Origin of the sequence: Pseudomonas sp. IT-196MI5 (genome assembly GCF_949767415.1) — a bacterium.
Classification (GTDB): Bacteria; Pseudomonadota; Gammaproteobacteria; order Pseudomonadales; family Pseudomonadaceae; genus Aquipseudomonas.
Genome location: NZ_CATKPZ010000055.1, coordinates 228000 through 252453, shown reverse-complemented (window position 1 = coordinate 252453; position 24454 = coordinate 228000). Strand labels below are relative to the sequence as shown.

At 62.2% G+C, this 24454-nt stretch carries 20 protein-coding genes; 13 read left to right on the top strand and 7 right to left on the bottom strand.

Annotated elements, in window-relative coordinates; genetic code table 11:
* Positions 1–75: 75 nt before the first annotated feature.
* The 3 genes from ACM6IK_RS23850 to ACM6IK_RS23840 are packed head-to-tail and all read left to right on the top strand — an operon-like array spanning position 76 to position 2744.
* Positions 76–762, top strand: coding sequence for an N-acetyltransferase (locus ACM6IK_RS23850; protein WP_414876269.1), 687 nt, complete (start codon positions 76–78; stop codon positions 760–762).
* A gap of 4 nt (positions 763–766) precedes the next feature.
* Positions 767–1978, top strand: coding sequence for a GNAT family N-acetyltransferase (locus ACM6IK_RS23845; protein ID WP_414876268.1), 1212 nt, complete (start codon positions 767–769; stop codon positions 1976–1978).
* A complete protein-coding gene (locus tag ACM6IK_RS23840) occupies positions 1950–2744 on the top strand; it encodes a ChbG/HpnK family deacetylase (RefSeq protein WP_414876267.1) in 795 nt (264 codons plus the stop codon). The genes ACM6IK_RS23845 and ACM6IK_RS23840 overlap by 29 nt, the downstream gene beginning before the upstream one ends.
* A gap of 1047 nt (positions 2745–3791) precedes the next feature.
* Here the strand turns inward: ACM6IK_RS23840 and ACM6IK_RS23835 are convergent.
* On the bottom strand, positions 3792–4598 hold the full coding sequence (locus tag ACM6IK_RS23835) for a class I SAM-dependent methyltransferase (protein ID WP_414876266.1): 807 nt from the start codon (positions 4596–4598) through the stop codon (positions 3792–3794).
* Between the two features lie 171 nt (positions 4599–4769).
* Here ACM6IK_RS23835 and ACM6IK_RS23830 point away from each other — a divergent pair, with 171 nt between their 5' ends.
* Positions 4770–5147, top strand: a complete 378-nt coding sequence (locus ACM6IK_RS23830) for a hypothetical protein (protein ID WP_414876265.1) — start codon at positions 4770–4772, stop codon at positions 5145–5147.
* Positions 5148–5208: 61 nt separating this feature from the next.
* Here the strand turns inward: ACM6IK_RS23830 and ACM6IK_RS23825 are convergent, their stop codons facing one another.
* The 4 genes from ACM6IK_RS23825 to ACM6IK_RS23810 all read right to left on the bottom strand — a co-directional run bounded on the left by ACM6IK_RS23825 (position 5209) and on the right by ACM6IK_RS23810 (position 11152).
* The gene (locus ACM6IK_RS23825; RefSeq protein ID WP_414876264.1) at positions 5209–6651 is read right to left on the bottom strand and encodes a sigma-54-dependent transcriptional regulator; all 1443 of its coding nucleotides are present in this window, start codon (positions 6649–6651) and stop codon (positions 5209–5211) included.
* Complete coding sequence (locus tag ACM6IK_RS23820) at positions 6620–8113, bottom strand: sensor histidine kinase (RefSeq protein WP_414876263.1); 1494 nt, start codon at positions 8111–8113, stop codon at positions 6620–6622. Before ACM6IK_RS23820 ends, ACM6IK_RS23825 begins: the two co-directional genes overlap by 32 nt.
* Positions 8114–8215: 102 nt before the next feature.
* Complete coding sequence (locus ACM6IK_RS23815) at positions 8216–9319, bottom strand: SCO family protein (protein ID WP_414876262.1); 1104 nt, start codon at positions 9317–9319, stop codon at positions 8216–8218.
* A 387-nt stretch (positions 9320–9706) separates the two neighbouring features.
* On the bottom strand, positions 9707–11152 hold the full coding sequence (locus ACM6IK_RS23810; protein WP_414876261.1) for a sensor histidine kinase: 1446 nt from the start codon (positions 11150–11152) through the stop codon (positions 9707–9709).
* Between the two features lie 277 nt (positions 11153–11429).
* On the opposite strand from ACM6IK_RS23810, the gene ACM6IK_RS23805 reads away from it, so the two are divergent.
* Complete coding sequence (locus ACM6IK_RS23805) at positions 11430–12776, top strand: hypothetical protein (protein WP_414876260.1); 1347 nt, start codon at positions 11430–11432, stop codon at positions 12774–12776.
* A 35-nt stretch (positions 12777–12811) separates the two neighbouring features.
* Positions 12812–15061: an Ig-like domain-containing protein gene (locus tag ACM6IK_RS23800; RefSeq protein WP_414876259.1), complete on the top strand. Its 2250-nt coding sequence runs from the start codon at positions 12812–12814 to the stop codon at positions 15059–15061.
* A 34-nt stretch (positions 15062–15095) separates the two neighbouring features.
* Here the strand turns inward: ACM6IK_RS23800 and ACM6IK_RS23795 are convergent, their stop codons facing one another.
* Positions 15096–16502 carry an FAD/NAD(P)-binding protein gene (locus ACM6IK_RS23795; RefSeq protein WP_414876258.1) on the bottom strand — a complete coding sequence of 469 codons (1407 nt, stop codon included), beginning with the start codon at positions 16500–16502 and terminating at the stop codon, positions 15096–15098.
* Between the two features lie 14 nt (positions 16503–16516).
* Positions 16517–17080: a helix-turn-helix domain-containing protein gene (locus tag ACM6IK_RS23790; RefSeq protein ID WP_218430579.1), complete on the bottom strand. Its 564-nt coding sequence runs from the start codon at positions 17078–17080 to the stop codon at positions 16517–16519.
* Here ACM6IK_RS23790 and ACM6IK_RS23785 point away from each other — a divergent pair.
* The 7 genes from ACM6IK_RS23785 to ACM6IK_RS23755 all read left to right on the top strand — a co-directional run bounded on the left by ACM6IK_RS23785 (position 17075) and on the right by ACM6IK_RS23755 (position 24435).
* A complete protein-coding gene (locus ACM6IK_RS23785; protein WP_414876257.1) occupies positions 17075–18097 on the top strand; it encodes a DMT family transporter in 1023 nt (340 codons plus the stop codon). The two genes, ACM6IK_RS23790 and ACM6IK_RS23785, sit on opposite strands and share 6 nt — an antisense overlap.
* Before the next feature lie 274 nt (positions 18098–18371).
* Positions 18372–21290 (top strand): monovalent cation/H+ antiporter subunit A, encoded by a 2919-nt coding sequence (locus ACM6IK_RS23780; protein ID WP_414876256.1) that lies wholly within the window; start codon positions 18372–18374, stop codon positions 21288–21290.
* Complete coding sequence (locus ACM6IK_RS23775; RefSeq protein WP_008020558.1) at positions 21290–21634, top strand: Na+/H+ antiporter subunit C; 345 nt, start codon at positions 21290–21292, stop codon at positions 21632–21634. Before ACM6IK_RS23780 ends, ACM6IK_RS23775 begins: the two co-directional genes overlap by 1 nt.
* On the top strand, positions 21631–23316 hold the full coding sequence (locus ACM6IK_RS23770; protein WP_414876255.1) for a monovalent cation/H+ antiporter subunit D: 1686 nt from the start codon (positions 21631–21633) through the stop codon (positions 23314–23316). The genes ACM6IK_RS23775 and ACM6IK_RS23770 overlap by 4 nt, the downstream gene beginning before the upstream one ends.
* Positions 23313–23801 carry a Na+/H+ antiporter subunit E gene (locus ACM6IK_RS23765; RefSeq protein ID WP_414876254.1) on the top strand — a complete coding sequence of 163 codons (489 nt, stop codon included), beginning with the start codon at positions 23313–23315 and terminating at the stop codon, positions 23799–23801. The genes ACM6IK_RS23770 and ACM6IK_RS23765 overlap by 4 nt, the downstream gene beginning before the upstream one ends.
* Entirely contained in the window at positions 23798–24076 is a 279-nt protein-coding gene (locus ACM6IK_RS23760) for a K+/H+ antiporter subunit F (RefSeq protein WP_414876253.1), read from the top strand. Before ACM6IK_RS23765 ends, ACM6IK_RS23760 begins: the two co-directional genes overlap by 4 nt.
* Positions 24073–24435 carry a Na+/H+ antiporter subunit G gene (locus tag ACM6IK_RS23755; protein WP_007973772.1) on the top strand — a complete coding sequence of 121 codons (363 nt, stop codon included), beginning with the start codon at positions 24073–24075 and terminating at the stop codon, positions 24433–24435. The genes ACM6IK_RS23760 and ACM6IK_RS23755 overlap by 4 nt, the downstream gene beginning before the upstream one ends.
* Positions 24436–24454 lie beyond the last annotated feature (19 nt).

Sequence of the window (24454 nt, the reverse complement as noted above, 5' to 3'; positions counted from 1 at the left end):
TTTTTTTGCCCCGTGGACGATTCGCCGCGCATTGAGTCACTCCACTCACGGCCAACACCGTCAGGAGTCAAAAACATGAATGTTCTGAAAAAACTCAGCGATCACATCAAGCAAAAAGGCCTGCGCGCCACCGTCGGCAAGTTGTGGAAACACTACGTATTTTTCCACGAAGAACTGTTGTGGATGGAGCGTGATCTGGTGAGCCCGGTACCGCCACACAAGCTTCGGCCCTATACACCGCTGCGACTGGAAACCATCACCCCACAAAACGCCGTCGCGTTCGCCAGGCACTTCGGCGATCGCGTGGGCACCATGACCGAGTTGGCGTGCGAAGGGTACACCGGGCATATGTACCTGGATGAAAACGGCGATGCCGTGGCCTTTATCTGGGGCAGCACTCGCGATTATTTCGACCGTCATTACTACGGCTGCATGTTCCCGGTGAAGCCTGGTGAGTTCTTCGAGTTCGCTCTCGAGCAGATTCCTGCCTACCGGGGCACCACGCTGTCGGTCGATTTCCAGCTGAACCTGTGGAAAGCCATGGCTGATCAGGGCTGCAACAAAGTGGTAGATATCTGCGAGTCCCACAACATTCCCGCGCTCAAGCTGCACATCCGCATGGGGTATCGCGAGCAAGGACGGATCATGAACATCTACCACCTGTTCGGCTGGCGCTTCTTCCGCGAAACCCGCTACAGCGGATCACGCCTGGATGCCTTGCGCAAACCGGCACCCTCTCCTGTTCCCGCCGAGGCGAGCTGACCTTATGCCTGCACGATTCGAATGGCGCACTTCGCTGTGCACCGACGACTTTCCGATAGCGGCTTACGAAGCGTTGCGCCAGCGCGTAACGGATCACACGCCGTTCAACAAACTGGCCTGGCTATACGCGTCGGAACTGGCACTCAAACCCGGCGAGCAGTTGCATGTGCTGCTCGGCTGGCAGGGTGACGAACTGGCGCTGTGCCTGCCGCTGGTGGCGTCCGTGGAGCGTTTTGCGCGTTTGCCGTTTCGGGTCCTGCATCATTTGGGCTATCCCCTCGCCGACCGCCTCGCACTGCTGACGAGGCTGGACGACGACGCTATGCGCGATGCGTTGACGCAGATCCGTCAACACCTGCCCCATGCCGTGCTGCAACTCAACGAACTGGCCGGCCCCACGGCGCAGGCCCTGGCACCGTGGCAGGCACTGAGTTCGACCGCCGAACAACGCCTCAGTTGTCGGGTGCCGGTGCACCTGATCAGCGAGGCCGACCATCAGGAAGTCTCCGGCGACCCGCGCTACAAACTGCGCCGCGCGCGCAAACGCATCGCCGCGTGCGGGGCCCAGGTGCGGCGGATTACCCCCGACGCCCTGACCATGGGGCCGCTGTTGCAGGACATCAGTGAAGTCGAAGCGGTGAGCTGGAAAGGCGATGAAGGGGTCGGGATCTTTTCCGATGCGCGCCATCGCCAGTGGATGGACCGCGCCTTTACCGCCCTCGCGGCCCGGGGCCTGGTGCGCGTGGTGGTGCTGGAGCTGGAGGGGCGCTGCATCAGCTATCGCCTCGGCTTGCTGGAACAGGGCCGACTGTACGACTACAACCTGGCGTTCCTGCCGCAATATGCCGACCTGGGCAGCGGCCGGGTGCTGCTCGAAGAGTGGATTCGCTGGGGCCTGGAAGACCACTGGCAGTGGATCGATGCGTCACGGGTCAGCCTGGAAAACTCCAGCCATCAACTGCACGAACGCATGACCGGGCAACTGGAACACTGGCGCTGGAGTTTTTACTCCTGGCGTCCAGGCGGTCTGGTGCTGGGGCTGGCCTTGCGGGTCTGGCAACGCTTCAAACCCCGATTGCAGCAATGGCGCGCCCGGCGCGCGGCGGCCGCAGTCGCCACCCCTACCCCCGGCGCGACACCTGTCGTCAAGACGCCTGCGCCTACGGAAAACCTCAAGGAGGGTAAACATGCCTCGGCAAGTGATAGTCAACGCTGACGATTTCGGCCTCAGTGCCTGTGAAAACGCGGTGATCCTGGGCGCGTTCCAGGCCGGGCTCATCAGCTCCGCCACCGCCATGGCCAACATGCCGGCGTTCGAAGCAGCCTGTGCCATGGCCCGGCATCCCTTGCTCGAAGGCCGCATCGGCCTGCACTTCAACCTGACCTACGGCCGTCCATTGAGCCAGAGCATTGTGCAACGCCCGACGTTTTGCGACGGTGCCGGTGTGTTCGATCTCAACCTGTCCCGCACCCGCCTCTGGCTCGGGCGCCGGGATCGCCACGCCGTACTGGAAGAACTCGAAGCCCAGTGGCAGCGCTGCCTGGACAACGGCCTGCGCCCCAGCCACCTGGACTCCCATCAGCACGTGCACAACATCTGGCCGATCGGCGAGATCGTCGCGCGCTTCGCCGCCCGCCAGGGGGTGCCGGTGCGTCTGGCGCGCAACCTGGGACAAAACCTCAGCTTGCCCAAGCGCGTGTTCAAGGACCTGCTCAACCGTCGCCTGAGCAACCTGGCCGGCGCCACCGCCGACTACGTGTGCACCCCGGTGGATCTGCGCAACGCCGAGCCGCCAGCCGACGGACTGCTGGAAATCGTCGCCCACCCGAACCAGCTTGGCGCCGACTTCGGTGATGCCTACCTGGAGCCGGGAGAGTCCTTGAGTGCACTGCTGGAACAGCGCTTGCCGGGTGTGCCGAGGGTGGCGTATACCGCTGCGGGCGATGCTGCGCCTCACCGTGCGCGGGCCGTTATGGAGTAATTCGCAATACCTGTGGGAGTGTGGCTTGCCCGCGATGGCGGTGTGGCAGGCGGCGTGGATTTTTGCAGGTGTACATATCCATTGCTGCGGTAACGGCCTCTGGCGGTTCCGCTTTTACAGCGGGTCACTTGGAAAAGCCCCAAGTAACCAAGGGCTCTTGCCCCTGACATTCGGCCTCACGAGGGGGCGTACACCGCAACAGCGTCCGAGGCGGCCTACCGGCCGGCCTGGTGCTTCATGCGTGCGCATTTCCCCGTAGGAGCTGGTAGGAGCTGTCGAGTGCAACGAGGCTGCGATCTTTTGGCTTTATTACTGACAAACAAGATCAAAAGATCGCAGCCTTCGGCAGCTCCTACGCATTGATACATCCGCAAAATCAGGTCGGCTGGCCGGCCTGGTTCTTCATGCGTGCGCATTGCCCCGTAGGCGCTGGTAGGAGCTGTCGAGTGCAACGAGGCTGCGATCCTTTGGCGTTACTCCTGACAAACAAGAGCAAAAGATCGCAGCCTTCGGCAGCTCCTACAGTTGGGCTGGGTACATTCGAAAGAAATTGGTCGGCTGGCAGGCCGCCTTCGCTGGCAAGTCGGATCGCCGCACCGCAGCTCCTACAAAAGAGCAAAGGCAGATCGGCGTACACAGACGCTCTTCACCACTCATCAGGCCGAGCGTTAGCTCGCCTGCAGCTCTTGATCTTGATCCACCCGCCCCCTCGGCAGGCTGAGCGGAGGTGTTCATCCGGGGATGGGCGCGCAGCGCCGTTCGACGCAGTCGAACTCATTGCATGTAGGTCGAAGCGAAGCCGACCGGAGGGCAATGCCCCCGGATGAATACCGGAGCGAAGGAACCCCGAGCCTCAGCGAGGGGCCGTACGTAAGGGGCGAGACTTTTTGGTTCCTTTTGTGGCGTTTGACAAAAGGGACTCGCCGTAAGGGCGAAACCATAAGTCGCCGTTACCTAAATAACGGATATGTACTCAGTCAACGAAGCAAAGGCCGGCCATCAGGCCACCTTCGCGGACCTACTCGCGATGGCGTCAGCAGCCGCTACTCAGCCCTTCACCACCACCCACGTAAAACACAACGGCAACTGCGCCACCTGCTGCTGATAGCGGTCATAGAGTTCTTCGCGATTGGAGTGCGGGTACTCCTTGAAGTGACGGATCTGCAGCCCTGCCGCAATGGCGGCGCTGAAGAGGTCGCCCAGGGTATGGACGAACCAGTAGGACGCCGCCGACGGCTGTTCGACCTTGCCTTCGTAGACGATCGGTTCGTGCTGCACGAACGGTTCGCGACGGAAGTATGAGCTGGCCAGACGAAAAGGATCGGTTGCCTCGGGGTCGAACATTTCCAGGAACGGGTGGGTTTCGTACACCACCAGCGCCCCACCCGGCTTCAGCGTGCACGCCACATGGCGGAAAAATTCGCCGATGTCCGGCATCCAGTTCAGCACGCCGATGGTGATCAGCGCCAGGTCAAAGCGCTCCTGCAGTTGCGCAGGCAAGTGGTGAATGTCCGCTTCGATGAATTGCGGCGCATGGGGTGAGCGGGACGCCAGTTCCCGTGCCTGTTCGAGAAATGCTTCAGACTGGTCGACGCCCACCACGCTGCGCGCGCCCAGGGCAAACAGCGACAGACTTTCCCGGCCGTTGTTGCAGCCCAGTTGCACCACCTCCTTGCCGTCGACACCTGTCTGGGTCAGCAAGGCAGTCAAGGTGTCATCCAGGCAGGAGAAATCCGCGTGGGCCACGTCCTTCAACAAGGCTTGCCATTCGCTTGAGTCTTTGTGGTGACGGGCGGAGTCATTCCACGCCTCGCGGTTACTGGCGATGGCTTGTTCTTTTGTCGGCAGTTCCATTGCACGCTCCAGGGTTCGGGTCGTCGATTTGACCGGCCGGAGTCTAGATCAACCTCATCCTGGCAAGTGTTGCGAACTTGTAATCCGCACAGTGCCAACGGCTGCCCACGGCGGCAGCTATAGTTAATGACCTTGGGGACATGTGATTAAACCGATTGCGCAGGTGTTGCCATGAACAAAACCAATCTGACGCTGTTGCTCGCCGTCTGCCTGAGCGCGACCGCCGTCGCCAACGCCGACGACATGCCCACCACCAACTACAGCAGTGAATTCAACTACTACGGCGCCGACCAACCCTTCGCCCACCCCGTACCACCGTCCATGAGCACCGTGCCGCCGGGTTCGTACATCCCGAGTGCGCCCGGGGAATTCATTCCGGTTTCAAGCGAGCACGTGTTTTCCGACTCACGCCTGCCGACCGTGGCCGACGCCACGGTTCGCGTATTTGTCCGCACCTACGATCCGGAGCATGGCGTCTACGTGAACCAGGAAGTCCAGGACTCCGGTTGCGTGCTGTCCTGCATGAGGCAGGGTCCGGTGCTGCAGTGAGCACCAGGGGGTGTTCTCAATTAGTTTCCCCACCGGTAGGGAAACCCATTGAGAACGCCCCCTAGCACTGGCGTTTGTCCGGGCGGGCGAGGCCAAGCTTTTCGATCCGGTAGCGCAACATGTCCCGGCTAAGACCCAGCAGCCGTGCCGACTTGGTGACGTTCCAGTCGGTCTTGTCGAGCATCTTGCGCACCATGTCACGCTCCACTTCCGGCAGGTTCATGGATTCGCTACCGTGACCGTTACCGTTGGTCGGACGTGGTTCGCTGAAATGTTGCGGCTCGGCATGAAACATCGGTGGATCATCCACCAGGCTCAGGCAGACGTTCAACTGATGGGCGGCGATGGTGTCGCTTTGCGCCAGCAACACGGTTTGCTCCAGCATGTTGCGCAATTCCCGCACGTTGCCCGGCCAGCTGTAGTTGAGCAGCAATTCTTCAGCCTGATTACTGAAATGCAGGTTCGGCTTGCCGTAGCGTTTGCCATGCAGCCCCAGGAAGTGCCGGGCCAGCAGCAGGATATCGTTGCCACGGGCATACAGGCGCGGCACCTTGATCGAAATGATGCGCAGGCGGAAAAACAGGTCGCGGCGGAATTTGCCCTGCTGGACCATTTGCTCGAGATTGCAGTTGGTGGCACTGATCACCCGCAGATCGACCTTGCGCTCCTTCACCGAACCGACCCGGCGAATGGTCCGGTCTTCCAGCAGTTTCAGCAGTTTGGCTTGCAACAGCAGGTCCATTTCACCGATTTCATCGAGGAACAGCGTGCCGCCATCGGCCGCTTCCACCAGCCCCATGCGACGGTCCTTGGCGTCGGTGAAGGCGCCCTTCTCGTGGCCGAACAGCTCCGATTCCACCAGATTGGACGGGATCGAAGCGCAGTTGAATTCAATGAACGGGCCCTTGGCGCGCGGGCCGTCGAAATGCAAGGCCCGGGCCACCAGTTCCTTGCCGGTGCCGGTCTCGCCTTCCACCAGCACCGGCGGCAGATCGCTGTTGGCCATCCGCCGTTCGGCGTCGAGCAACTGGCTGATGGTGTCCTTGAGGTACGCCATCGGCGCCGATTCGCCAATCAGTGCCTGCACCCCCGACTTCTGGGCCTCGCGTTCCTGATAAAACGACAGCGTGCGCTCCATGCGGTCGGTGGCCAGGGCCTTGTCCAGCAGCTGCTTGAGCTCCGGCAGGGCCACCGGCTTGGTGACATAGTGAAAGGCGCCTTCTTTCATCGCCGCCACGGCGTCTTCGACGTTGCCGTAGCCGGTCATCATGATCACTTTCAGATCCGGCGCGATGACACGCAGCTTCTGGATCAGCTCGTGACCACTCATGCCGGGCAACGAGTTATCGGTCAGTGCCACGTCGGGCGCGCAAGAACCCAATTGCTCCAGTGCATCTTCGGCCGAGTGGCAAACGGTCACCTCGAAGCCCTTGCGCTCCAGGTAAGTCTGAATATTCTCGGCGAGAATTTCGTCATCCTCGACCAGCAGAATGCTGTGCTCCATATGCCCCTCCCGTTGCCACTTTGAAATTGAGACAAACACGGGTTCCTTCCTGCTCCCGGCTGGTCAGTTCGACCGAGCCGTCAAACCGCTCCATTATTCTTTTGACCAGGGCCAGGCCCACCCCCAAACCGCCTTGCTTGGTGGTGAAAAACGGCTTGAAGACCATTTGTTGCTGTTGTTTGGAGATGCCCTTGCCGGTGTCGGTCAGGGTCATGCTCAAGTCGCCGGGCGCAGAAGAATCGATTTCGATCGTCAACACGCCCCCCTTGGGCATGGCTTCCAGTGCGTTGGCAAACAGGCTATTGAGTATCTGCGTGAGCAACACCTGTTGGCTGACAACCTGTGGCACGCTGACAGGAGAGAAACGCACTTCGACGTTCGAGCGCCTGATCAGGGACTCGAAGGCACTCAAGGTGTCATCGAGGGCCAGCACCAGGTCAACCGTTTCACAGTCGTCATTCATTGGCCGCAACGACACCAGCAATTCACGGACCCAGCGCGACATGCGGTCGACCTGATTGATGATGTCGCCAATGTTTTTCTGTGCAGTCTGGCTGGCGATGTCCTGGGCCAGTTCGGCGCTGGAACGAATGTTCGCCAGTGGATTGCGCAGGCTGTGGGCAACCGCCGAGGACATTTCCCCCAAGGCAACAAAGGTTTCGTTGGCGATCAGCTGTTTCTGCTGGTTCTGCAGCTGTATCGCCGCACGCCGGACGATCCAGAACAGCCCCAGGTAAATGACCGCCCCGCCGATCAGGGTGGCCAGCCAGATCGCCTTGAAGCCACGCTGGATACGCGCCACCAGGTCCACCGGTTCCTTGTAGATCTCCACCATGGCAATCACTTTGCTTCTGTCGGCATTGAACATCGGAATGTAGTTCTCGACGAACAGGTATTGCGGTTCGCGCAGCAGACGCTGCTCGGGGCGCTCCTCATCGATCTCGTGGTAGCGGGTGAACACCGGCGATTTCATTTGGAAGGATTTATCCAGCTCCTCGTTGTCTTCGACGCGTACGCCAATCAACTCGGAGTTTGTCGACCAGACCACGGTGCGGTCCTGGGCGTACACCGTCGCCAGCAGGATGTCCGGCAAATGCACCACATGGTCGAGAAACTCAAAGCGCGCGGCGGCCCGGGCTTCGGGGTTGATGTCGGAATCGGCATGGTCCAGACGCGGGTCGAGCATTTCGCCTATGGTTCTGTCCGGCGAAATACTGACATGACGGATTTCGGCCTCGCCAATGGCTTGAATGAACTGCGCAGTCAGCATCGAATCGCGCTCGATGCTTTCATCGACCACAAAGCGCGTGGAGATGTAACCCAGCCCCAGCGCCACCACGGCGATGATGAAAAAGCTTGCCAGGGAGAACCAGCGCAGCAAGTTGAACTGCAGCCGCCAGCCCTTGCGCGGTACTGCCGGAGCCGGCGGCGCAGCTACTTTTTGTTGTTCCAGTATCTGCATGGCTGTGTCCTGAGTCTTTGAAATCGAGCCTTTCCAGCCGGGTATCAAGTCAGTGTAGGTAACATTGATAGCAATTGGCTGGCCCGCGTAACTATTTCAACGCTATTGCACCTGGGTCATGTCGGGTTGCGCCACCGAATGATGATGCTCAGGCTCCTCATTACCACTGACCTCTGGCGGATGCTGACGGTCAGTTTCTTCTTGCAGGAAATCGATGATGGAGCGGACGGAGCGCTCATCCAGCCGCAAGTTAGGCATCGGGATCTTGTTGTAGCGATCGAACAGTTCCATCGCAATCGGGTCCTTTTCCGCGAGCATGCGATCCGGTTCGCGGATCCAGCGATTGAGCCAGGCCGGATCGCGCTGACGGGTCACGCCGATCAGATCCGGGCCGATGCTGCGCATGCCGATGCCTTGCCCGTCCAGTGGACCGAGGCTGTGGCAAGACGCGCAACGGGTGCGGAACAGCTCTTCGCCATTGCTCGGCGGACGGATTTCCGGTGCGTTGACGTAGCTTTCTTCCACACTGGGCTGTTTCCAGTTATGCAGGGTATTGGCCAGTTGATCGGCCAGAATCCACGGATTTTCGAACGGCGAGGATTTCATCCAGCGGCCCGTTGCCTGGTTGCCGATGATCAGGCTCAGGTTGTGGTCCTTGTTGCGCCCGTTATCGACGCCTTCGATGAACAGCCCCAGTTTCTTGCGCAGGTCGGTGATGTCGGCGAATTCCCCGGTGAGGAATTTCCAGCCTGGCCCGACCTGGAAGCGTTGCGCATAGGCTTTGAGCACCTCGGGGGTATCACTCAAGGGGTCGATGCTGATGGAATAGAAGAAGATGTCCTTGCCGACCCGATCCCCCAGCAGTTTCTGCACCTGGCGCAGGCGCGCGGTTTCCAGGGGGCAGGAGTCGCTGCACGAGGTGAAGATGAAGTTGATCACCACCACCTTGCCTTTGATCATGTCATCGAAAAAACGCAGCTGTTGACCGTCCTGATCGGTCAGCAGGGTGTTGGGGAAATAGTCGCCACCCCAGGGGGTGTTGGCTTCAACGACAGCGGGTTCGGCAGTGGATGCAGGAGCAGGTGCGGGCGTCGACGTTGGCTGGCTGGCGACCAGCAGTTGGCTGACCAGCAAACCGGTCACCACCATCAGCACCAGGTGCATGCCCAAGGCTCGTGAGCGTGGTGCACGCATTTTCATGTTCATGTCGACACCCTCCCTGTTTCATTGCTTGACGGTTGCTTCAGGGCCGAAGCCGTCGCCAGTGAGGAAGGTTGGTGGGGGGATTGAAACCGGCCTGTACGGCAGACGGCAGGGTGTTTTCCATCCACGTGGTGTGGCGTGAGCCTTTGATCCCATCAGGCAAATCGAAAGCATCTTCGTTGCACTGCGCTTTTTTTCCATCACCAGCCGCCTCGATGGCGTGAAAGGGGGGTGATGGTGGTTCTGCAAGGACCTCGCCAATTAAGTAATTTCTTTACACCAAAGCATTAACACTCGACAAAACAATGAATTATCAACATCCATGTGCCACGACCATGGAAATGACCGGGGATTGAAACCCGCTAATGGGGATACTTAATCCCCATTTTTTCAGGGGGCCAGATTAAACAGCAGGCGGACAGTGGTGCCCTCGCCTTCACGGCTTTCCAGGGTCACCGCACCGCCAAAACGCTCCATGATCCGCTTGACCAGCACCAGCCCGACGCCCAGCCCGCCCTGCTTGGTGGTAAAGAATGGCCGGAAAGCCATGGCGCGCTGCTCTTTGCTCATGCCTTTGCCGGTATCGCTCACCCTCACGCTGACGCGCCGGGCATCGCGAGGTTCGATCCGGATGGTCAGGGTGCCGCCGTCGTCCATGGCTTCCAGCGCGTTGGACAGCAGGCTGTTGAGGATCTGGGTCAGTTGCACCTGCTGACTCAGGACCATGGGCGTCTGGTCCGGCTTGAACACCACGTTGATCCTGGCCTTGTTGATCTGCTGCTCGAAAGCCATCAGGCTGTCATGCAGGGCCGCCACCAGGTTCACCGGTTCAGCCTCGTCATTGAGCGGTCGCAGGGACTGGAGCAACTCCCGTACCCATTTCGACATGCGATCGACCTGACAAATGATGTCGTTGATGGTCCCGTGTGCCGGACCGCTGTCGAACTCTATCGCCAGCTCGGCGCTTGAGCGGATATTCGCCAACGGATTGCGCAGACTGTGGGCGACCGCCGAGGACACCTCCCCCAGCGCCACAAAGGTTTCGTTGGTGATCAATTGCTTCTGTTGCGTCGCCAGCAGGATCGCCGCCCGCCGCACAATCCAGTACAGGCCCAGGTAAATCAGACCGCCGCCCAGGGCGGTCGCCAGCCAGATCAGCACCAGGCCGCGCTCCATGCGGTTGATCAGGTCCTGCGGTTCCTTGTAAATCTCGACCATCGCCGTGACGGTGCTGCCATCGGCGTCGAACAGTGGAATGTAGTTTTCGATGAAGATGAATTTGGGTGGTTTCAGAAACTTCTGTTCCATGCGGGACTTGTCCACATCGTGGTAACTGCTCGACACGGGAAGCCTGGAGCTGAACGCCCGCTCGAGGTCTTCATCGTCATAAATCGCGGTGCCCGTCAAGGCCGGGTTGGTCGACCAGATCACCCTGCGGTCGGGGGCATAGATGTTGGCCAGGGTCACGTCCGGCAAATGTTTGATATGGTCGATGAAATCATCACGGAAATCGGCACGTGACAGCGGGTCGACGTCAGGAAAGTCCTGGTCATTTCGTGGGTCGAGCAACTCACCTATGCTCGGGGTGTCGGGAATCGACACATGGCGCAACTCGGTCAAGGCAATCGACTGAATGAATTGCGAGGTCAATAGCGCATCGCGCTGCACGCTTTCGGTAATCACGAACCGCGAGGTCACCGCCCCCAGCGCCACCGCCACCATGCCGATTACCACCATACTGACCAGCGAAAACCAGCGCAGCAGATCGAACGGCCGCTTGCGCGTGTTCAAGCGGGCTTCGCCTTCGGTCACAAGCACTTTGGTCATTGAGTTCATGGACACGGTTCCCGGAAACCCCCTATAGGTTTATAGCCCACTCATAGCCGTTTGCCCGAACCTGGGGACTGCGATCCCTCCCCCCTCGCGGCCCCATCACCCCAATGTTGGGGACAACTGCCCGCCCCCCCAATTTCCCGGTCTGTCGCCCGCGACTGCGCCAACACCTTGCTGCGGGCCTCTCACGGGCGTTTTCGCTGATTGGTATGGAAGTTGCCAAACACCTTGCCAACTGAGCCGGCCCCAAGGGGCAGGTACTTCGATAGAGGGAATACTCATGCACCCTTTACTGTGCAAGACCGCGACCGCCCTGGTCGTGACCGCTCTAACCCAAGGTATTGCCCAGGCAGCGCTGTTTGCCGTAGACCCCGGCCCCTATCTGCCAGCCAATGGCAATTTCGCCGCCTGGTATCAGGACACCCACGGCCGAACCCTTGACCTGTGTTTATCCAAGGCTGTCAGTTCCAGGGTTGCCAGCGCGCCGGGTGCCCCGACATACATGTGCTCGTTGATCCCTAATCCCGGCATTTTCGACGACACCCAACCGTTGGTCTTCCCGACCAATTTCCCCGACGAAGCGTTCTGGGCCACCGGCGAAACCACCATCGTCGATGCCGCCCGAGGCATTGACCTGACCTATGTCTCGGCGCTTGAAGCCGCCTTCAGTGGCGGTGATCCGCTGGACGGCGACCAGATCAGCTTCGCCCGTATCCGTATTCGCATCGACGTGCCCGTCGCCGGCACCTATGTCATCACCCACCCTTACGGCGTCGAAGTGTTCAACGTCGACACCCCAGGCAGACGGGCGATCAACATGACCCGGGACATCGGCATCGGTGCGCCGAAAACCTACGACGGTGCGCTCAAGGGCGACGTCGGGCCGTTCCTGCGCAGCGTCAACGGCCCCTACACCGAGACCAACCCGACCACTGGCCAGGCCGAACAATTCGTCGGCGATCCGAACCTGACAGAAGCCGTCACCGGCAGCCCCTTCAACACCAACTACGTGCGCATCGAAGGCCCCAATGGCCTGGACTTGCGCACCCCCCTCTTCGCCGTATCCGGCAAGTTGTCGACGGTGGTCCGGCCAACCCCGGTGATCGCCGAGCGCAGCACCTACTCGCGACAGGCCGGCGCCAGCGCCCCGGTGGCCCAGCAAGATGTGTTCGTGATGGCCCCGCCGCCACCGGCCACCGTGACCCTGGCCAGTAACAACCCGGCCCTGAACTTCACCGAAGCGAACACCACCGGCCACTGGTATGCGCAGTCGCCGAACAATCCGACACTGCCAGGCACCTTGCAGGTGACCGCCGACAACCACCTGGCCATCGCCAGCAGCACGCCGACCACCTTGCCCATGCCGCTGACCGACCTGGTGACGATCTCACGCGCCGAATACAGCCTGAGCACCGGGCAAATCACCATCGTGGCTTCGACCAGCGATGAAACGTCGCCACCGGTGCTCACCGCCACCTCCGGCACCGGTCTCGCCATCGGCGCCCTGAGTGGCGACGGAGCCGTCAAAAGCCTGGCCACCGGCATCTCGCCGATACCGCCAGCCCAGGTTCGCGTGACGTCATCCAATGGCGGCAGCGATACCGAAGAAGTGGTCATCGTGCAATGAGCGCCCACATGCCCGGATCCTCATCAGGAGGCATCATGAACAAATGGCCACGCCTGGCGCTCAACGCCCTGGGACTGACTCTATCGCTGAGCGGCAGTGTTTTCGCGCAACTTGCCGCCGTCGATCCCGGCCCTTACACCTTTGCCACCGGGAAATTCCCGATCTGGTATCAGGACAACAATCTGCTGTCGATGGAGCTGTGCCAGTCCCGCGCCGCCAGCTCGCGGGTGCCGGCCAGTGTGCCGCCGGCCTACCTGTGCACCCTGCTGCCGACTCCAGGCATTTTCGACGACAGCCTGCCGATGGTGTTCCCGGACAACTGGCCGGACGAAGCCTTCTGGTTCCTCGCCGAAACCAGCATCCCCGACAACGCCGCAGGCTTTGGCATGGACGCCTATGTCGCCGGGATCGAGGCTGCATTTGCCGGCGGCAACCCGGTCGACGGCGACCAGATCAGCTTCGCGCGGATCCGCATGCGGGTGAATATTCCCACTGCCGGGACCTACACCATTACCCATCCCTATGGCGTGGAAACGGTCAATGTCACCACCCCCGGCCGTCGTGCGATCAACATCACCCGGGACATCGGCATCGGCGCACCGGGGGTGTTCAGCGGTGCAGTCAACGGTGCGATCGGACCGTTCCTGCGTAGCGTCAACGGCCCCTACACCGAGGTGAACCCGGACAGCGGCGCCATCGAAACCTTCGTCGGCGACCCGAACCTCACCGAAGCCGTGACCGGCAGCCCCAACAACACCAACTTCGTGCGCATCCAGGGTCCGGCCGGGACCCTCCAGACCAACCTTTTCACCCTGTCCGGCAAGGTGCTCGACAACCGTGCGCAAACCGCAGTGGACATGACCCGTGCCACCTACCGCCGTACAGCCGGCACGGGCGGTAACAACACCCGGGTCGAAGTGTTTGCCCAAGCCGCCAATGGTTCGACCCTGTGCTTTCGCGAAAGCATCGCCCTGGTCCCCGGCCCGCCTGTGTCGCCTTGCCAGACCAACATGCCGGGCGATAACAACGGCGTGTTCTTTGGCCAGCATCTGCTGACTAATGGAACCGTGCCTGCGGTCGTGGTGGTCACCGCCACCGACCCCACCGGGACCACCCGCCCGACTGCGGTATCGGGCAAGCTCTCGGACGTGGTGAAAATCCAGACCGCTCGTTACGACTGGAGCAACCACAGCCTGCTGATCGAGGCCACCTCCACCGACGAAGTGGTGGTACCGGACATGGTCGCCCAGGGTTACGGACGGCTGTCGAAAACCGGCACCCTGCAACGCCTGACGGTGGCTGACCTGAGCCAACCCCCTGCAACCGTGACGGTCAAGTCCGCCGCCGGCGGCAATGACACCGAGCCGGTCGTAGTCGTCGGCACGGCACCGGACACCGGCGCGAACCAGGCTCCGATCTCTGTCGCCGATACTGCCAGCACCCGCTTCGGTGTGCCGATCACCCTCAATCTGCTGGTTAACGACAGGGACCCGGACGGCAATACGCCGCTGAGCATTACCGCGCTGACCCAACCGGCCGCCGGCCAGGGCACCGTGGCCTTGAGCGGCCCTACGGCGGCGGTCTACACCCCTCCCGCTGTCGTCAACGCGTCGCTGACCACGACCTTCACCTACAAGGCCCAGGACGCGAAAGGCCTGGCCTCGACGACAGCGGCAACCGTGACCATTACCGTGGCGCCTAACCAGCCTCCGGTGGCCGTCGCCGATGCCGTCACGACACTGGGTGTGGCGATTCCAATCAACGTGCTGGCCAACGACACCGATCCGGAAGGCAACGTGCCGCTAGCGGTCGACAGCTTCACTCAACCCGCGGCAGGTCGCGGTACCGTCAGCAGTAACGGCACAGTGCTCACCTACACCCCGCCGGCCACCGTGACCACGGCCTTCACCACGACCTTCACCTACATCGCCCGGGACAGCTTCGGCGCCCTGTCGACATCGCCAGCCACGGTCACGGTGCAGGTTTCGCCACGGCCTGTGGCGGAAACCTTCGCAGTGACCACCGCAACGGTGAGCGCCCGCACCAATAACCGCTTCACCTGGAACTTTGCCGGCACATCATCGGTGACCACCGGCAATACCATCACCATCAAGGTCACCACGCCGACCGGACTGGTCACCCTGGGCACCACCACCGTACCGGGGAACGGTCGCTGGCGGTTGACGGTGAACAACACCACCACGGTCGTTCCGTCGGCGAACCCGACCGCCACGATCACCTCGTCCCAAGGCTCCGTGCGTAACGTGGCCGTCACCGTGCGGTAAACGCTCGCCCCACCGGCCAGTACAGCCGGTGGGACTAGCGCACCAGCCGCTCGGCCAACGCCTTGGCCTGGCTCGCCACATCGGTGACGGCAGTACTTTCCCACCACATTCCGCGCAACGGCGGGCCCATGGCAAACAGGCGGCGGGCGGGCTGACCCGCGGCGTTCAGGACCGCGCCATCGACCTCTGCCGCGATGCCCAAGGCCAGCGGCCCCGGCCGTACCAGGCCGCGGGCGAGCAATTGCCGGGGCAACGGTCGCGCGACCCGCCGCCAGTCATATTCGATACCGCTGGAGTTGATCAGGGCGGCACCGCTGACCACACAGGCCTGCGCCTCGCCGCGCCGTCGAAGGCGAATACTCACCTCGCCATTCAGCGAGGGCTCAAGCCCCTGGAACGAGGCCGCGTGAATACGTAACCGCCCTTCTTTATATAAGCGCTCCACCCGTTCGGCGCTCAAGGGCGGCGAGCGGTGGTGATGGCTTTCCCACCACGGCCGCACATGCCGCACGAACTGCCGACGCTGCACGTCCGTCGCCTGATGCCACAAGCGGCCGATATGTGCCCGCACCGTGTCCAGCGGCGCCTGCCAGTCGATACCCTGGGCGATGGCGTCCCGGCAGTGCCGACGCAGTTCGCGCATCAGCTGGCGAGGTGTGCGGATGCTCAGGTCCTCAGCGAGAAAGTCCACCCAGGCCGGTGGCTGGCGACGCACATGGGGCAGCAGCCCGTGGCGGGAAAACACTTCGATCGGCCCGCGATGCCCGGCCTGTTCCAGGGACACCACGGCATCGACCATGGTCAGGCCCGAGCCGATGATCATGACCGTCGATTGCGGATCGAGCCGCTGCATGGCCGCCACGTCCCACGGATCAAGGGCGGCCGCATTCAAGCCGCTGGATTCGGTTTGTGGCGTGCGCGCGGCGGGAAACATCCCGGTGGCCAGCACCGCAAACGCGCCCTGCACGCATCGGCCATCGCTCAAGGTCAAGCGCACGGCGTCGGCATCGGTTTGCAAATCGACCGCCTCGGCCTGCACATGCTCGACCGTCGAACCGTTCAGTGCACCCACCGCCTGTGCTTGTGCCAGGCGCTGTCGGGCGTACAGGCCAAATACGCCCCGTGGTGGAAACAGTTCGCTGATCGGCACAGGCTGCTGATCCGATTCCGGCCAGCCGCCCGCCTCGATGTACCCGGTCAGCCATTGGGTCAGGTCGTCGGCGTTGTCCGGGTCGACACTCATCCGCGCCGCATTGCCGTTGAGCGTATGGCCCAACTCCACCGCGCTGTAGGCTTCACCCCGCCCCAACTCGGCCCGGGGCTCGATCACCAGCACCCGTCGCCGGCCCGGCAAACGCATCAATTGCGCCGCCAGCATCGCGCCACTGAGGCCGCCGCCGACAATCAGGATGTCGGCGTCATGGGTCAAGGTCTGCTCCATCGTGCTCTCCCTGTTCAGATCACCACATTACGCACAAACCGCGCCGCCACCGCCCCGTCGTTGCGATAACAGTGCGGCTGGTTGCTGGCGAACATGAAGAATTCACCCGCGGCGATAGGCTGTGGCTGGTCGCCGAGCATAACGGTCAGGCAACCTTCGAAGACATAAATCTGCTCGCTCCAGCCGTCGGCGTCCGGCTCCGACGGATACACCTCGCCCGGTTGCAGGCACCACTCCCACTGCTCGACTTCACGGCTGGCCTGGGCCTTGGAGAGCAACACCGCTTTGCTGCCGGGGATCGTGCCGGTCCAGGCCAGTTCATTGATACGGCTGGGATCCCGGGCGTCGGGGGCCTGGATCAAATCACTGAAGGCAACGTCGAGGGCTTCGGCCACCCGGTCGAGGGTGGTCAGGCTGACGTTCTTTTCCCCCGCCTCGATCGCCACCAGCATTCGACGGCTGACCCCGGACTTTTCCGCCAGCGCGCTCTGGCTCAGGCCGGCGGCATGCCGCAAACGACGGACGTTTTGACTGACGTGCTGGAGGACCGAAGCCCGTTGGGTAGAATCTTTGTGCACTATATTGCTCACTGGGTGGGGTTGGGCAGTATACTGCGCAACATTCGGCGCATTGTGCGTCCCCCTCCAGTAGCGTGCAAGGTCATGACGTCGGTGAACTCCCCAAAGGCTTCCTCCCGTTTCACAAGGTTCAGCAAGGCCGAATGCGTGCTGGTGCTGATCACGATGGTCTGGGGCGGTACCTTCCTGTTGGTACAGCACGCGATGACCGTCAGCGGCCCGATGTTTTTCGTCGGCCTGCGCTTTGCCGCCGCCGCGGGCATCGTCGCCCTGTTTTCCTGGCGTCACCTGCGCGACCTGACGTTGTTCGAACTCAAGGCCGGGTCGTTCATTGGCGTGGCGATCATGCTCGGCTACGGCTTGCAGACGGTCGGGCTGCAAAGCATTCCCAGCAGCCAGTCGGCATTCATTACCGCGCTGTACGTCCCTTTCGTGCCGTTGCTGCAATGGCTGGTAATGGGGCGGCGACCGGGATTGATGCCCAGCATCGGCATCATGTTGGCCTTTACCGGGTTGATGCTGTTGTCCGGACCGTCCGGTGCGGCGTTCAACTTCAGCCCCGGTGAAATCGCCACCTTGATCAGCGCCGTGGCCATTGCGGCCGAGATCATCCTGATCAGCACCTATGCCGGCCAGGTCGACGTGCGCCGGGTGACAGTGGTGCAACTGGCGGTCACTTCCGTGCTGTCGTTCCTGATGGTGGTGCCGACCAACGAGGCGATTCCGGATTTCTCATGGCTGTTGCTGTGCAGCGCGCTGGGCCTTGGGGCGGCGAGTGCGGCGATTCAGGTGGCGATGAACTGGGCGCAGAAAAGCGTGTCCCCGACCCGCGCCACGCTGATCTATGCCGGCGAGCCGGTATGGGCCGGGATTGTCGGGCGCATCGCCGGGGAACGCCTGCCGGCGATTGCCCTGCTCGGGGCCGGGTTGATTGTGGCGGCGGTGATCGTCAGTGAGTTGAAGACCAAGGGCAAGGCTGCGGCTGAGCAGGAGCTGGAGCAGGAAACACAGCGATAAACCGCAAACTCTGCATTGCCAGATAGGCCGCCATCGCGAGCAAGCTCGCTCCCACAGTGTTTTGGGTTGAACACAAGATTGTGTGTACACCTTCATACCCTGTGGGAGCGAGCTTGCTCGCGATGGCGGCCTATCTGGCTCCCCAACCTCTATCTGAAACAATGTGAATCAGGGCTTTTCCGTCTACCGTGTAGGATTCTGCGACAGCTTGGCGTTTGGTGATCGGGGAGCTGGCACGTATGATGCTTCACAAACTTCCGCAGATTAGAAGCCTATGTCCCTGATAGTTCTACTGCTTCTGCCTTTCATAGGCAGCTGTTTGGCGGCCGTGTTGCCGCACAATGCCCGTAACGCCGAATCCCTGCTGGCTGGCCTGATCGCCCTGATCGGCACCGTTCAGGTCGCCTTCCTGTACCCGCAGATCGCCCATGGCGGCGTCATTCGCGAAGAGTTTCTCTGGTTGCCCAGCCTGGGCCTGAACTTCGTCCTGCGCATGGACGGTTTCGCCTGGCTGTTCTCCATGCTGGTGCTGGGCATCGGCACCCTGGTTTCGCTGTACGCCCGCTACTACATGTCGCCGAACGATCCGGTGCCACGATTTTTCGCGTTTTTCCTGGCTTTCATGGGCGCCATGCTCGGTCTGGTGATCTCCGGCAACCTGATCCAGATCGTGTTTTTCTGGGAGCTGACCAGCCTCTTCTCGTTCCTGTTGATCGGCTACTGGCACCATCGCGCCGATGCCCGGCGCGGCGCCTACATGGCGCTGATGGTGACCGGCGCGGGCGGTCTGTGCCTGCTGGCGGGGGTCATGCTGCTCGGCCATGTGGTCGGCAGCTATGACCTGGACAAGGTCCTGGCCGCCGGCGACCTGATTCGCGCCCATGCCCTCTACCCGATCCTGTTGCCCCTGATCCTGATCGGCGCACTGAGCAAAAGTGCGCAATTTCCCTTCCATTTCTGGCTGCCCCACGCCATGGCCGCGCCGACTCCCGTGTCGGCGTACCTGCACTCGGCGACCATGGTCAAGGCCGGGGTCTTCCTGCTCGCGCGGCTATGGCCATCGCTCTCGGGCAGTGAACAATGGTTCTACATCGTCAGCGGCGCCGGCGCCTGCACCCTGTTGCTCGGGGCGTACTGCGCAATGTTCCAGAACGACCTCAAGGGCTTGCTGGCCTACTCGACCATCAGCCACCTCGGCCTGATCACCCTGCTGCTCGGCCTGAACAGTCCGCTGGCCGCCGTCGCCGCAGTGTTCCACATCCTCAACCACGCGACGTTCAAGGCCTCGTTGTTCATGGCCGCCGGCATCATCGACCACGAAAGCGGCACCCGCGACATCCGCAAACTCAGCGGCCTGTACAAGCTGATGCCGTTCACCGCCACCCTGGCCATGGTCGCCAGCGCCTCGATGGCCGGCGTACCGTTGCTCAACGGCTTCCTGTCCAAGGAAATGTTCTTCGCCGAAACCGTGTTCATCAATGCCACCCGCTGGGTCGAACTGAGCTTGCCGATCGTGGCAACCATTGCCGGTACCTTCAGCGTGGCTTACTCCCTGCGTTTCACCGTGGATGTGTTCTTCGGTCCGCCCGCGACCGACTTGCCCCACACGCCCCACGAGCCACCGCGCTGGATGCGCGCACCGGTCGAGTTGCTGGTGTTCACTTGTTTGCTGGTGGGGATCTTCCCGGCCCAGGTGGTCGGCCCGCTGCTCGCGGCGGCGGCGCAACCGGTGGTCGGCGGCACGCTGCCCGAGTACAGCCTGGCGATCTGGCATGGCCTGAACGCGCCAATGATCATGAGCCTGATCGCCTTGTCCTGCGGTACCGTGCTCTATCTGCTGCTGCGCAATCAATTCAAGCGCGGGCGCGTCGACCGTCCGCCGGTCATTGGTCGCCTGGACGGCAAGCATCTGTTCGAATACGCGCTGGTCGCGATCATGCGCCTGGCCCGGCGCCTGGAGCCGCGGATTGGCACCCGGCGCCTGCAAATGCAGTTGTTCCTGGTGGTGTTCGCCGCCGTGCTGGCCGGGTTGATCCCCATGCTGCACAGCAGCCTGCACTGGGGCGACCGGCCGAAAATCCCCGGGTCGATCGTGTTCGTCACCTTGTGGTTGCTGGCCATCGCCTGCGCCCTTGGCGCGGCCTACCAAGCCAAATATCACCGGCTCGCGGCCCTGACCATGGTCAGCGTCTGCGGCCTGATGACCTGCATCACCTTCGTCTGGTTTTCGGCGCCGGACCTGGCCCTGACCCAACTGGCGGTCGAAGTGGTGACCACGGTGCTGATCCTGCTGGGCCTGCGCTGGCTGCCACGACGGATCGAGGAGGTCTCGCCGTTGCCCGGCAGTCTGCGTCGGGCGCGAGTGCGGCGGATCCGCGACTTGCTGTTGTCGACCTCCGTAGGTATCGGCATGGCGTTGCTGGCCTACGCCATGCTGACGCGCCAGACGCCCAACGATATTTCCTCCTTCTACCTGAGTCGCGCCTTGCCCGAAGGCGGCGGCAGCAACGTGGTCAACGTGATGCTGGTGGACTTCCGTGGTTTCGACACCCTCGGTGAAATCACCGTGCTGGTGGCGGTGGCCCTGACTGTGTTCGCCCTGCTGCGTCGCTTTCGCCCACCCAAAGAAAGCCTGCAACTGCCGGCCCAGCAACGCTTGCTCGCACCGGACGTGGTCACCGATCTGGTCAACCCGCGTCACGCCAGCGACACCGCACTCGGCTTCATGATGGTGCCGGCGGTGCTGGTGCGCCTGCTGTTGCCGGTGGCGCTGGTGGTGTCGTTCTACCTGTTCATGCGTGGGCACAATCAACCGGGCGGCGGATTTGTTGCGGGGCTGGTGATGTCGGTGGCGTTCATCCTGCAATACATGGTCGCCGGCACGCAGTGGGTCGAGGCGCAAATGAGCCTGAGACCGCTGCGCTGGATGGGCACCGGACTGATGATTGCCACGGCAACCGGGCTGGGTGCGATGCTGGTCGGCTATCCGTTCCTGACCACCCACACCTGGCATTTCTCGTTGCCGCTGCTGGGCGACATTCACCTGGCCAGCGCGCTGTTCTTCGACATCGGCGTGTACGGCGTGGTGGTCGGCTCGACCTTGTTGATCCTCACCGCCCTCGCCCACCAATCGGTGCGGGGTCACAAAACCGCTGCCCAGCCTAAATCCGTTGCCATGAAGGAGGTCGTCTGATGGAAGAAGTCATCGCAATCGCCATCGGCGTACTGGCCGCGTCCGGCGTCTGGCTGATCCTGCGCCCACGGACGTTCCAGGTGGTCATGGGCCTGTGCCTGCTGTCCTACGGCGTCAATCTGTTCATTTTCAGCATGGGCAGCCTGTTCATCGGCAAGGAGCCGATCATCAAGGACGGCATCCCTCAGGACCTGTTGCATTACACCGACCCGTTGCCGCAGGCCCTGGTGCTGACGGCGATCGTCATCAGCTTCGCCATGACCGCGTTGTTCCTGGTGGTGCTGCTGGCCTCCCGGGGCCTGACCGGCACTGACCATGTGGATGGCCGGGAGCCCAGGGAATGATGGCGATGACTCACCTGATCGTCGCGCCCATTCTGCTGCCGCTGCTGACTGCGGCGATCATGCTGATGCTCGGCGAGAAACACCGGCCGCTGAAGGCGAAGATCAATCTGTTCTCCAGCCTGCTCGGGCTGGGCATTGCCGTGGCGTTGTGGCAATGGACACAGACCACCGGCGTACCCGGTTCCATCGGCGTGTACCTGCCGAGCAACTGGCAAGTACCGTTCGGCCTGGTGCTGGTGGTCGATCGCCTGTCGGCGCTGATGCTGGTGCTGACCGGCATCATCGGCGTCTGTGCGCTGCTGTTTGCCATGGCCCGCTGGGACGGCGCCGGTTCGAGTTTTCACGCGCTGTTCCAGATCCAGATGATGGGCCTGTACGGCGCGTTCCTCACCGCTGACCTGTTCAACCTGTTCGTGTTCTTCGAAGTGTTGTTGGCGGCGTCCTACGGGTTGATGCTCCACGGCTCGGGCCGGGCGCGGGTGTCGTCGGGGCTGCATTACATCTCGATCAACCTGCTGGCCTCGTCGCTGTTCCTGATTGGCGCGGCGCTGATCTATGGCGTCACCGGCACGTTGAACATGGCCGACCTGGCGGTAAAGATCCCGCTGGTGTCCGCAGCTGATCGCGGCTTGCTGCACGCCGGCGCGGGGATCCTGGCCGTCGCGTTTCTGGCCAAGGCCGGCATGTGGCCGCTGAACTTCTGGCTGGTGCCGGCCTATTCGTCGGCCAGCGCGCCGGTGGCGGCGATGTTCGCGATCATGACCAAGGTCGGCGTCTACACCTTGCTGCGCCTGTGGACGCTGCTGTTCTCCGCCCAGGCCGGGGCATCGGCGTTCTATGGTGGTGAGTGGCTGATTTACGGCGGCATGGCAACCATCGTCTGCGCCGCCATGGCGATCCTCGCCGCGCAACGCCTGGAGCGCATGGCCAGCCTGAGCATTCTGGTGTCGGCGGGCATTCTGTTGTCGACCATCGGTTTCGCCCAGCCGAACCTGGTCGGCGCGGCGCTGTTCTACCTGTTCAGCTCGACCCTGGCGTTGAGCGCGCTGTTCCTGCTGGCCGAACTGATCGAGCGCTCGCGCTCGGCCAATGAAATCCTGCTCGAAGATGAAACCGAACTGCTGCCCCGGCCACTGGAATCCCTGCATCCGCCCAAAGGCATCAACCTCGACGACGAACAAAAAGCCGTGGTCGGCCAGGTGATTCCCTGGACCATGGCGTTTCTTGGCCTGAGTTTCATCGCTTGCGCCTTGCTGATCATCGGCATGCCGCCGCTCTCCGGCTTTATCGGCAAACTCGGGTTGATCGGTGCCCTGCTCAATCCGCTGGGCCTGGGCAACAGCGGCGACACACCGGTTTCCAACGCCGCGTGGGGCCTGTTGGTGTTGTTGATTGTGTCCGGGCTGGCGTCGCTGATCGCGTTCTCGCGTTTGGGTATCCAGCGCTTCTGGACGCCTGCGGAACGACCATCACCCCTGCTGCGACGCCTGGAATGCGTGCCGATCTTCGCCCTGCTGGGCTTGAGCATTGCGCTGACCTTCAAGGCCGATCCGCTGCTGCGCTACACCCAGGCCGCCGCCGATGCCTTGTACAACCCGCAGCAGTACGTGATGGCGGTGCTCGGCACGCGCGTCGTACCGAACCCGTCGGCCCATGCGACCACGCTGGAGGTGCAGCCATGAAACGCCTGTTTCCGGCACCGCTGCTGTCGCTGGCCTTGTGGTTGCTGTGGTTGCTGCTGAACCTGTCGACCAGCCCCGGCAATCTACTGCTGGGTGCGGCGCTGGGGTTTTGTGCACCACTGATGATGCGCAGGCTGCGTCCGCTGCCGGTACGCATCCGTCGTCCCGGGGTGATCCTGCGCCTGGTCCTGCTGGTCGGGCGTGATGTGCTGGTGTCCAACCTCGCCGTGGCCTGGCGCGTACTCAATGCCGGTCGCCGCCCGCCGCGCTCGCGATTCATCAAAGTGCCGCTGGATTTGCGCGATGCCAATGGCCTGGCCGCGCTGTCGATGATCACCACGGTAGTGCCCGGTACGGTCTGGTCGGAGCTGGCGCTGGACCGCAGCATTCTGCTGCTGCACGTCTTCGACCTGGACGATGAGGCGCTGTTCATCCAGCACTTCAAGGCGACCTACGAACGTCCATTGATGGAGATCTTCGAATGAACCCGCTGCTGTCGAGCGCGATCCTGCTGAGCCTGTTCTTCTTTTCTCTGGCGATGATCCTGACCCTGGTCCGCCTGTTCAAGGGGCCGTCGGCCCAGGATCGGGTCCTGGCGCTGGACTATCTGTATATCGTCGCGATGCTGATGATGCTCGCGCTGGGTATTCGCTATGCCAGTGACACGTACTTCGAGGCGGCGCTGCTGATCGCCCTGTTCGGTTTCGTCGGCTCGTTCGCCCTGGCGAAATTCCTGCTGCGTGGTGAGGTGATCGAATGAATACACCATTGTCGTTGTGGGTGGAGATCCCGGTGGCGATCCTGCTGGTGCTCGGCAGTCTGTTTGCCTTGATCGGCGCCACAGGCCTTTTGCGCATGAAGGATTACTTCCAGCGCATGCACCCACCGGCCCTGGCCTCGACGCTCGGGGCCTGGTGCGTGGCGCTGGCTTCGATCATCTATTTTTCGGCGCTCAAGTCCGCGCCGGTATTGCACGCCTGGCTGATTCCGATCCTGCTGGCGATTACCGTGCCGGTGACCACCTTGCTGCTGGCCCGGGCAGCGCTGTTTCGCAAACGCATGGCCGGGGATGATGTGCCGGCTGAAGTGAGCAGCCGGCGTACGGAGAGTGGTAGTTAGACCAAGGATTTGTATTGAC

Bases quoted from the DNA above. Each gene is read 5' to 3' on its own strand.
- ACM6IK_RS23810 (WP_414876261.1), bottom strand. From the start codon at position 11,152: ATGAACTCAATGACCAAAGTGCTTGTGACCGAAGGCGAAGCCCGCTTG.
- ACM6IK_RS23795 (WP_414876258.1), bottom strand. From the start codon at position 16,502: ATGGAGCAGACCTTGACCCATGACGCCGACATCCTGATTGTCGGCGGC.
- ACM6IK_RS23845 (WP_414876268.1), top strand. From the start codon at position 767: ATGCCTGCACGATTCGAATGGCGCACTTCGCTGTGCACCGACGACTTT.
- ACM6IK_RS23825 (WP_414876264.1), bottom strand. From the start codon at position 6,651: ATGGAGCACAGCATTCTGCTGGTCGAGGATGACGAAATTCTCGCCGAG.
- ACM6IK_RS23835 (WP_414876266.1), bottom strand. From the start codon at position 4,598: ATGGAACTGCCGACAAAAGAACAAGCCATCGCCAGTAACCGCGAGGCG.
- ACM6IK_RS23840 (WP_414876267.1), top strand. From the start codon at position 1,950: ATGCCTCGGCAAGTGATAGTCAACGCTGACGATTTCGGCCTCAGTGCC.
- ACM6IK_RS23755 (WP_007973772.1), top strand. From the start codon at position 24,073: ATGAATACACCATTGTCGTTGTGGGTGGAGATCCCGGTGGCGATCCTG.
- ACM6IK_RS23850 (WP_414876269.1), top strand. From the start codon at position 76: ATGAATGTTCTGAAAAAACTCAGCGATCACATCAAGCAAAAAGGCCTG.
- ACM6IK_RS23765 (WP_414876254.1), top strand. From the start codon at position 23,313: ATGAAACGCCTGTTTCCGGCACCGCTGCTGTCGCTGGCCTTGTGGTTG.
- ACM6IK_RS23830 (WP_414876265.1), top strand. From the start codon at position 4,770: ATGAACAAAACCAATCTGACGCTGTTGCTCGCCGTCTGCCTGAGCGCG.
- ACM6IK_RS23770 (WP_414876255.1), top strand. From the start codon at position 21,631: ATGATGGCGATGACTCACCTGATCGTCGCGCCCATTCTGCTGCCGCTG.
- ACM6IK_RS23815 (WP_414876262.1), bottom strand. From the start codon at position 9,319: ATGAACATGAAAATGCGTGCACCACGCTCACGAGCCTTGGGCATGCAC.
- ACM6IK_RS23775 (WP_008020558.1), top strand. From the start codon at position 21,290: ATGGAAGAAGTCATCGCAATCGCCATCGGCGTACTGGCCGCGTCCGGC.
- ACM6IK_RS23780 (WP_414876256.1), top strand. From the start codon at position 18,372: ATGTCCCTGATAGTTCTACTGCTTCTGCCTTTCATAGGCAGCTGTTTG.
- ACM6IK_RS23800 (WP_414876259.1), top strand. From the start codon at position 12,812: ATGAACAAATGGCCACGCCTGGCGCTCAACGCCCTGGGACTGACTCTA.
- ACM6IK_RS23820 (WP_414876263.1), bottom strand. From the start codon at position 8,113: ATGCAGATACTGGAACAACAAAAAGTAGCTGCGCCGCCGGCTCCGGCA.
- ACM6IK_RS23760 (WP_414876253.1), top strand. From the start codon at position 23,798: ATGAACCCGCTGCTGTCGAGCGCGATCCTGCTGAGCCTGTTCTTCTTT.
- ACM6IK_RS23805 (WP_414876260.1), top strand. From the start codon at position 11,430: ATGCACCCTTTACTGTGCAAGACCGCGACCGCCCTGGTCGTGACCGCT.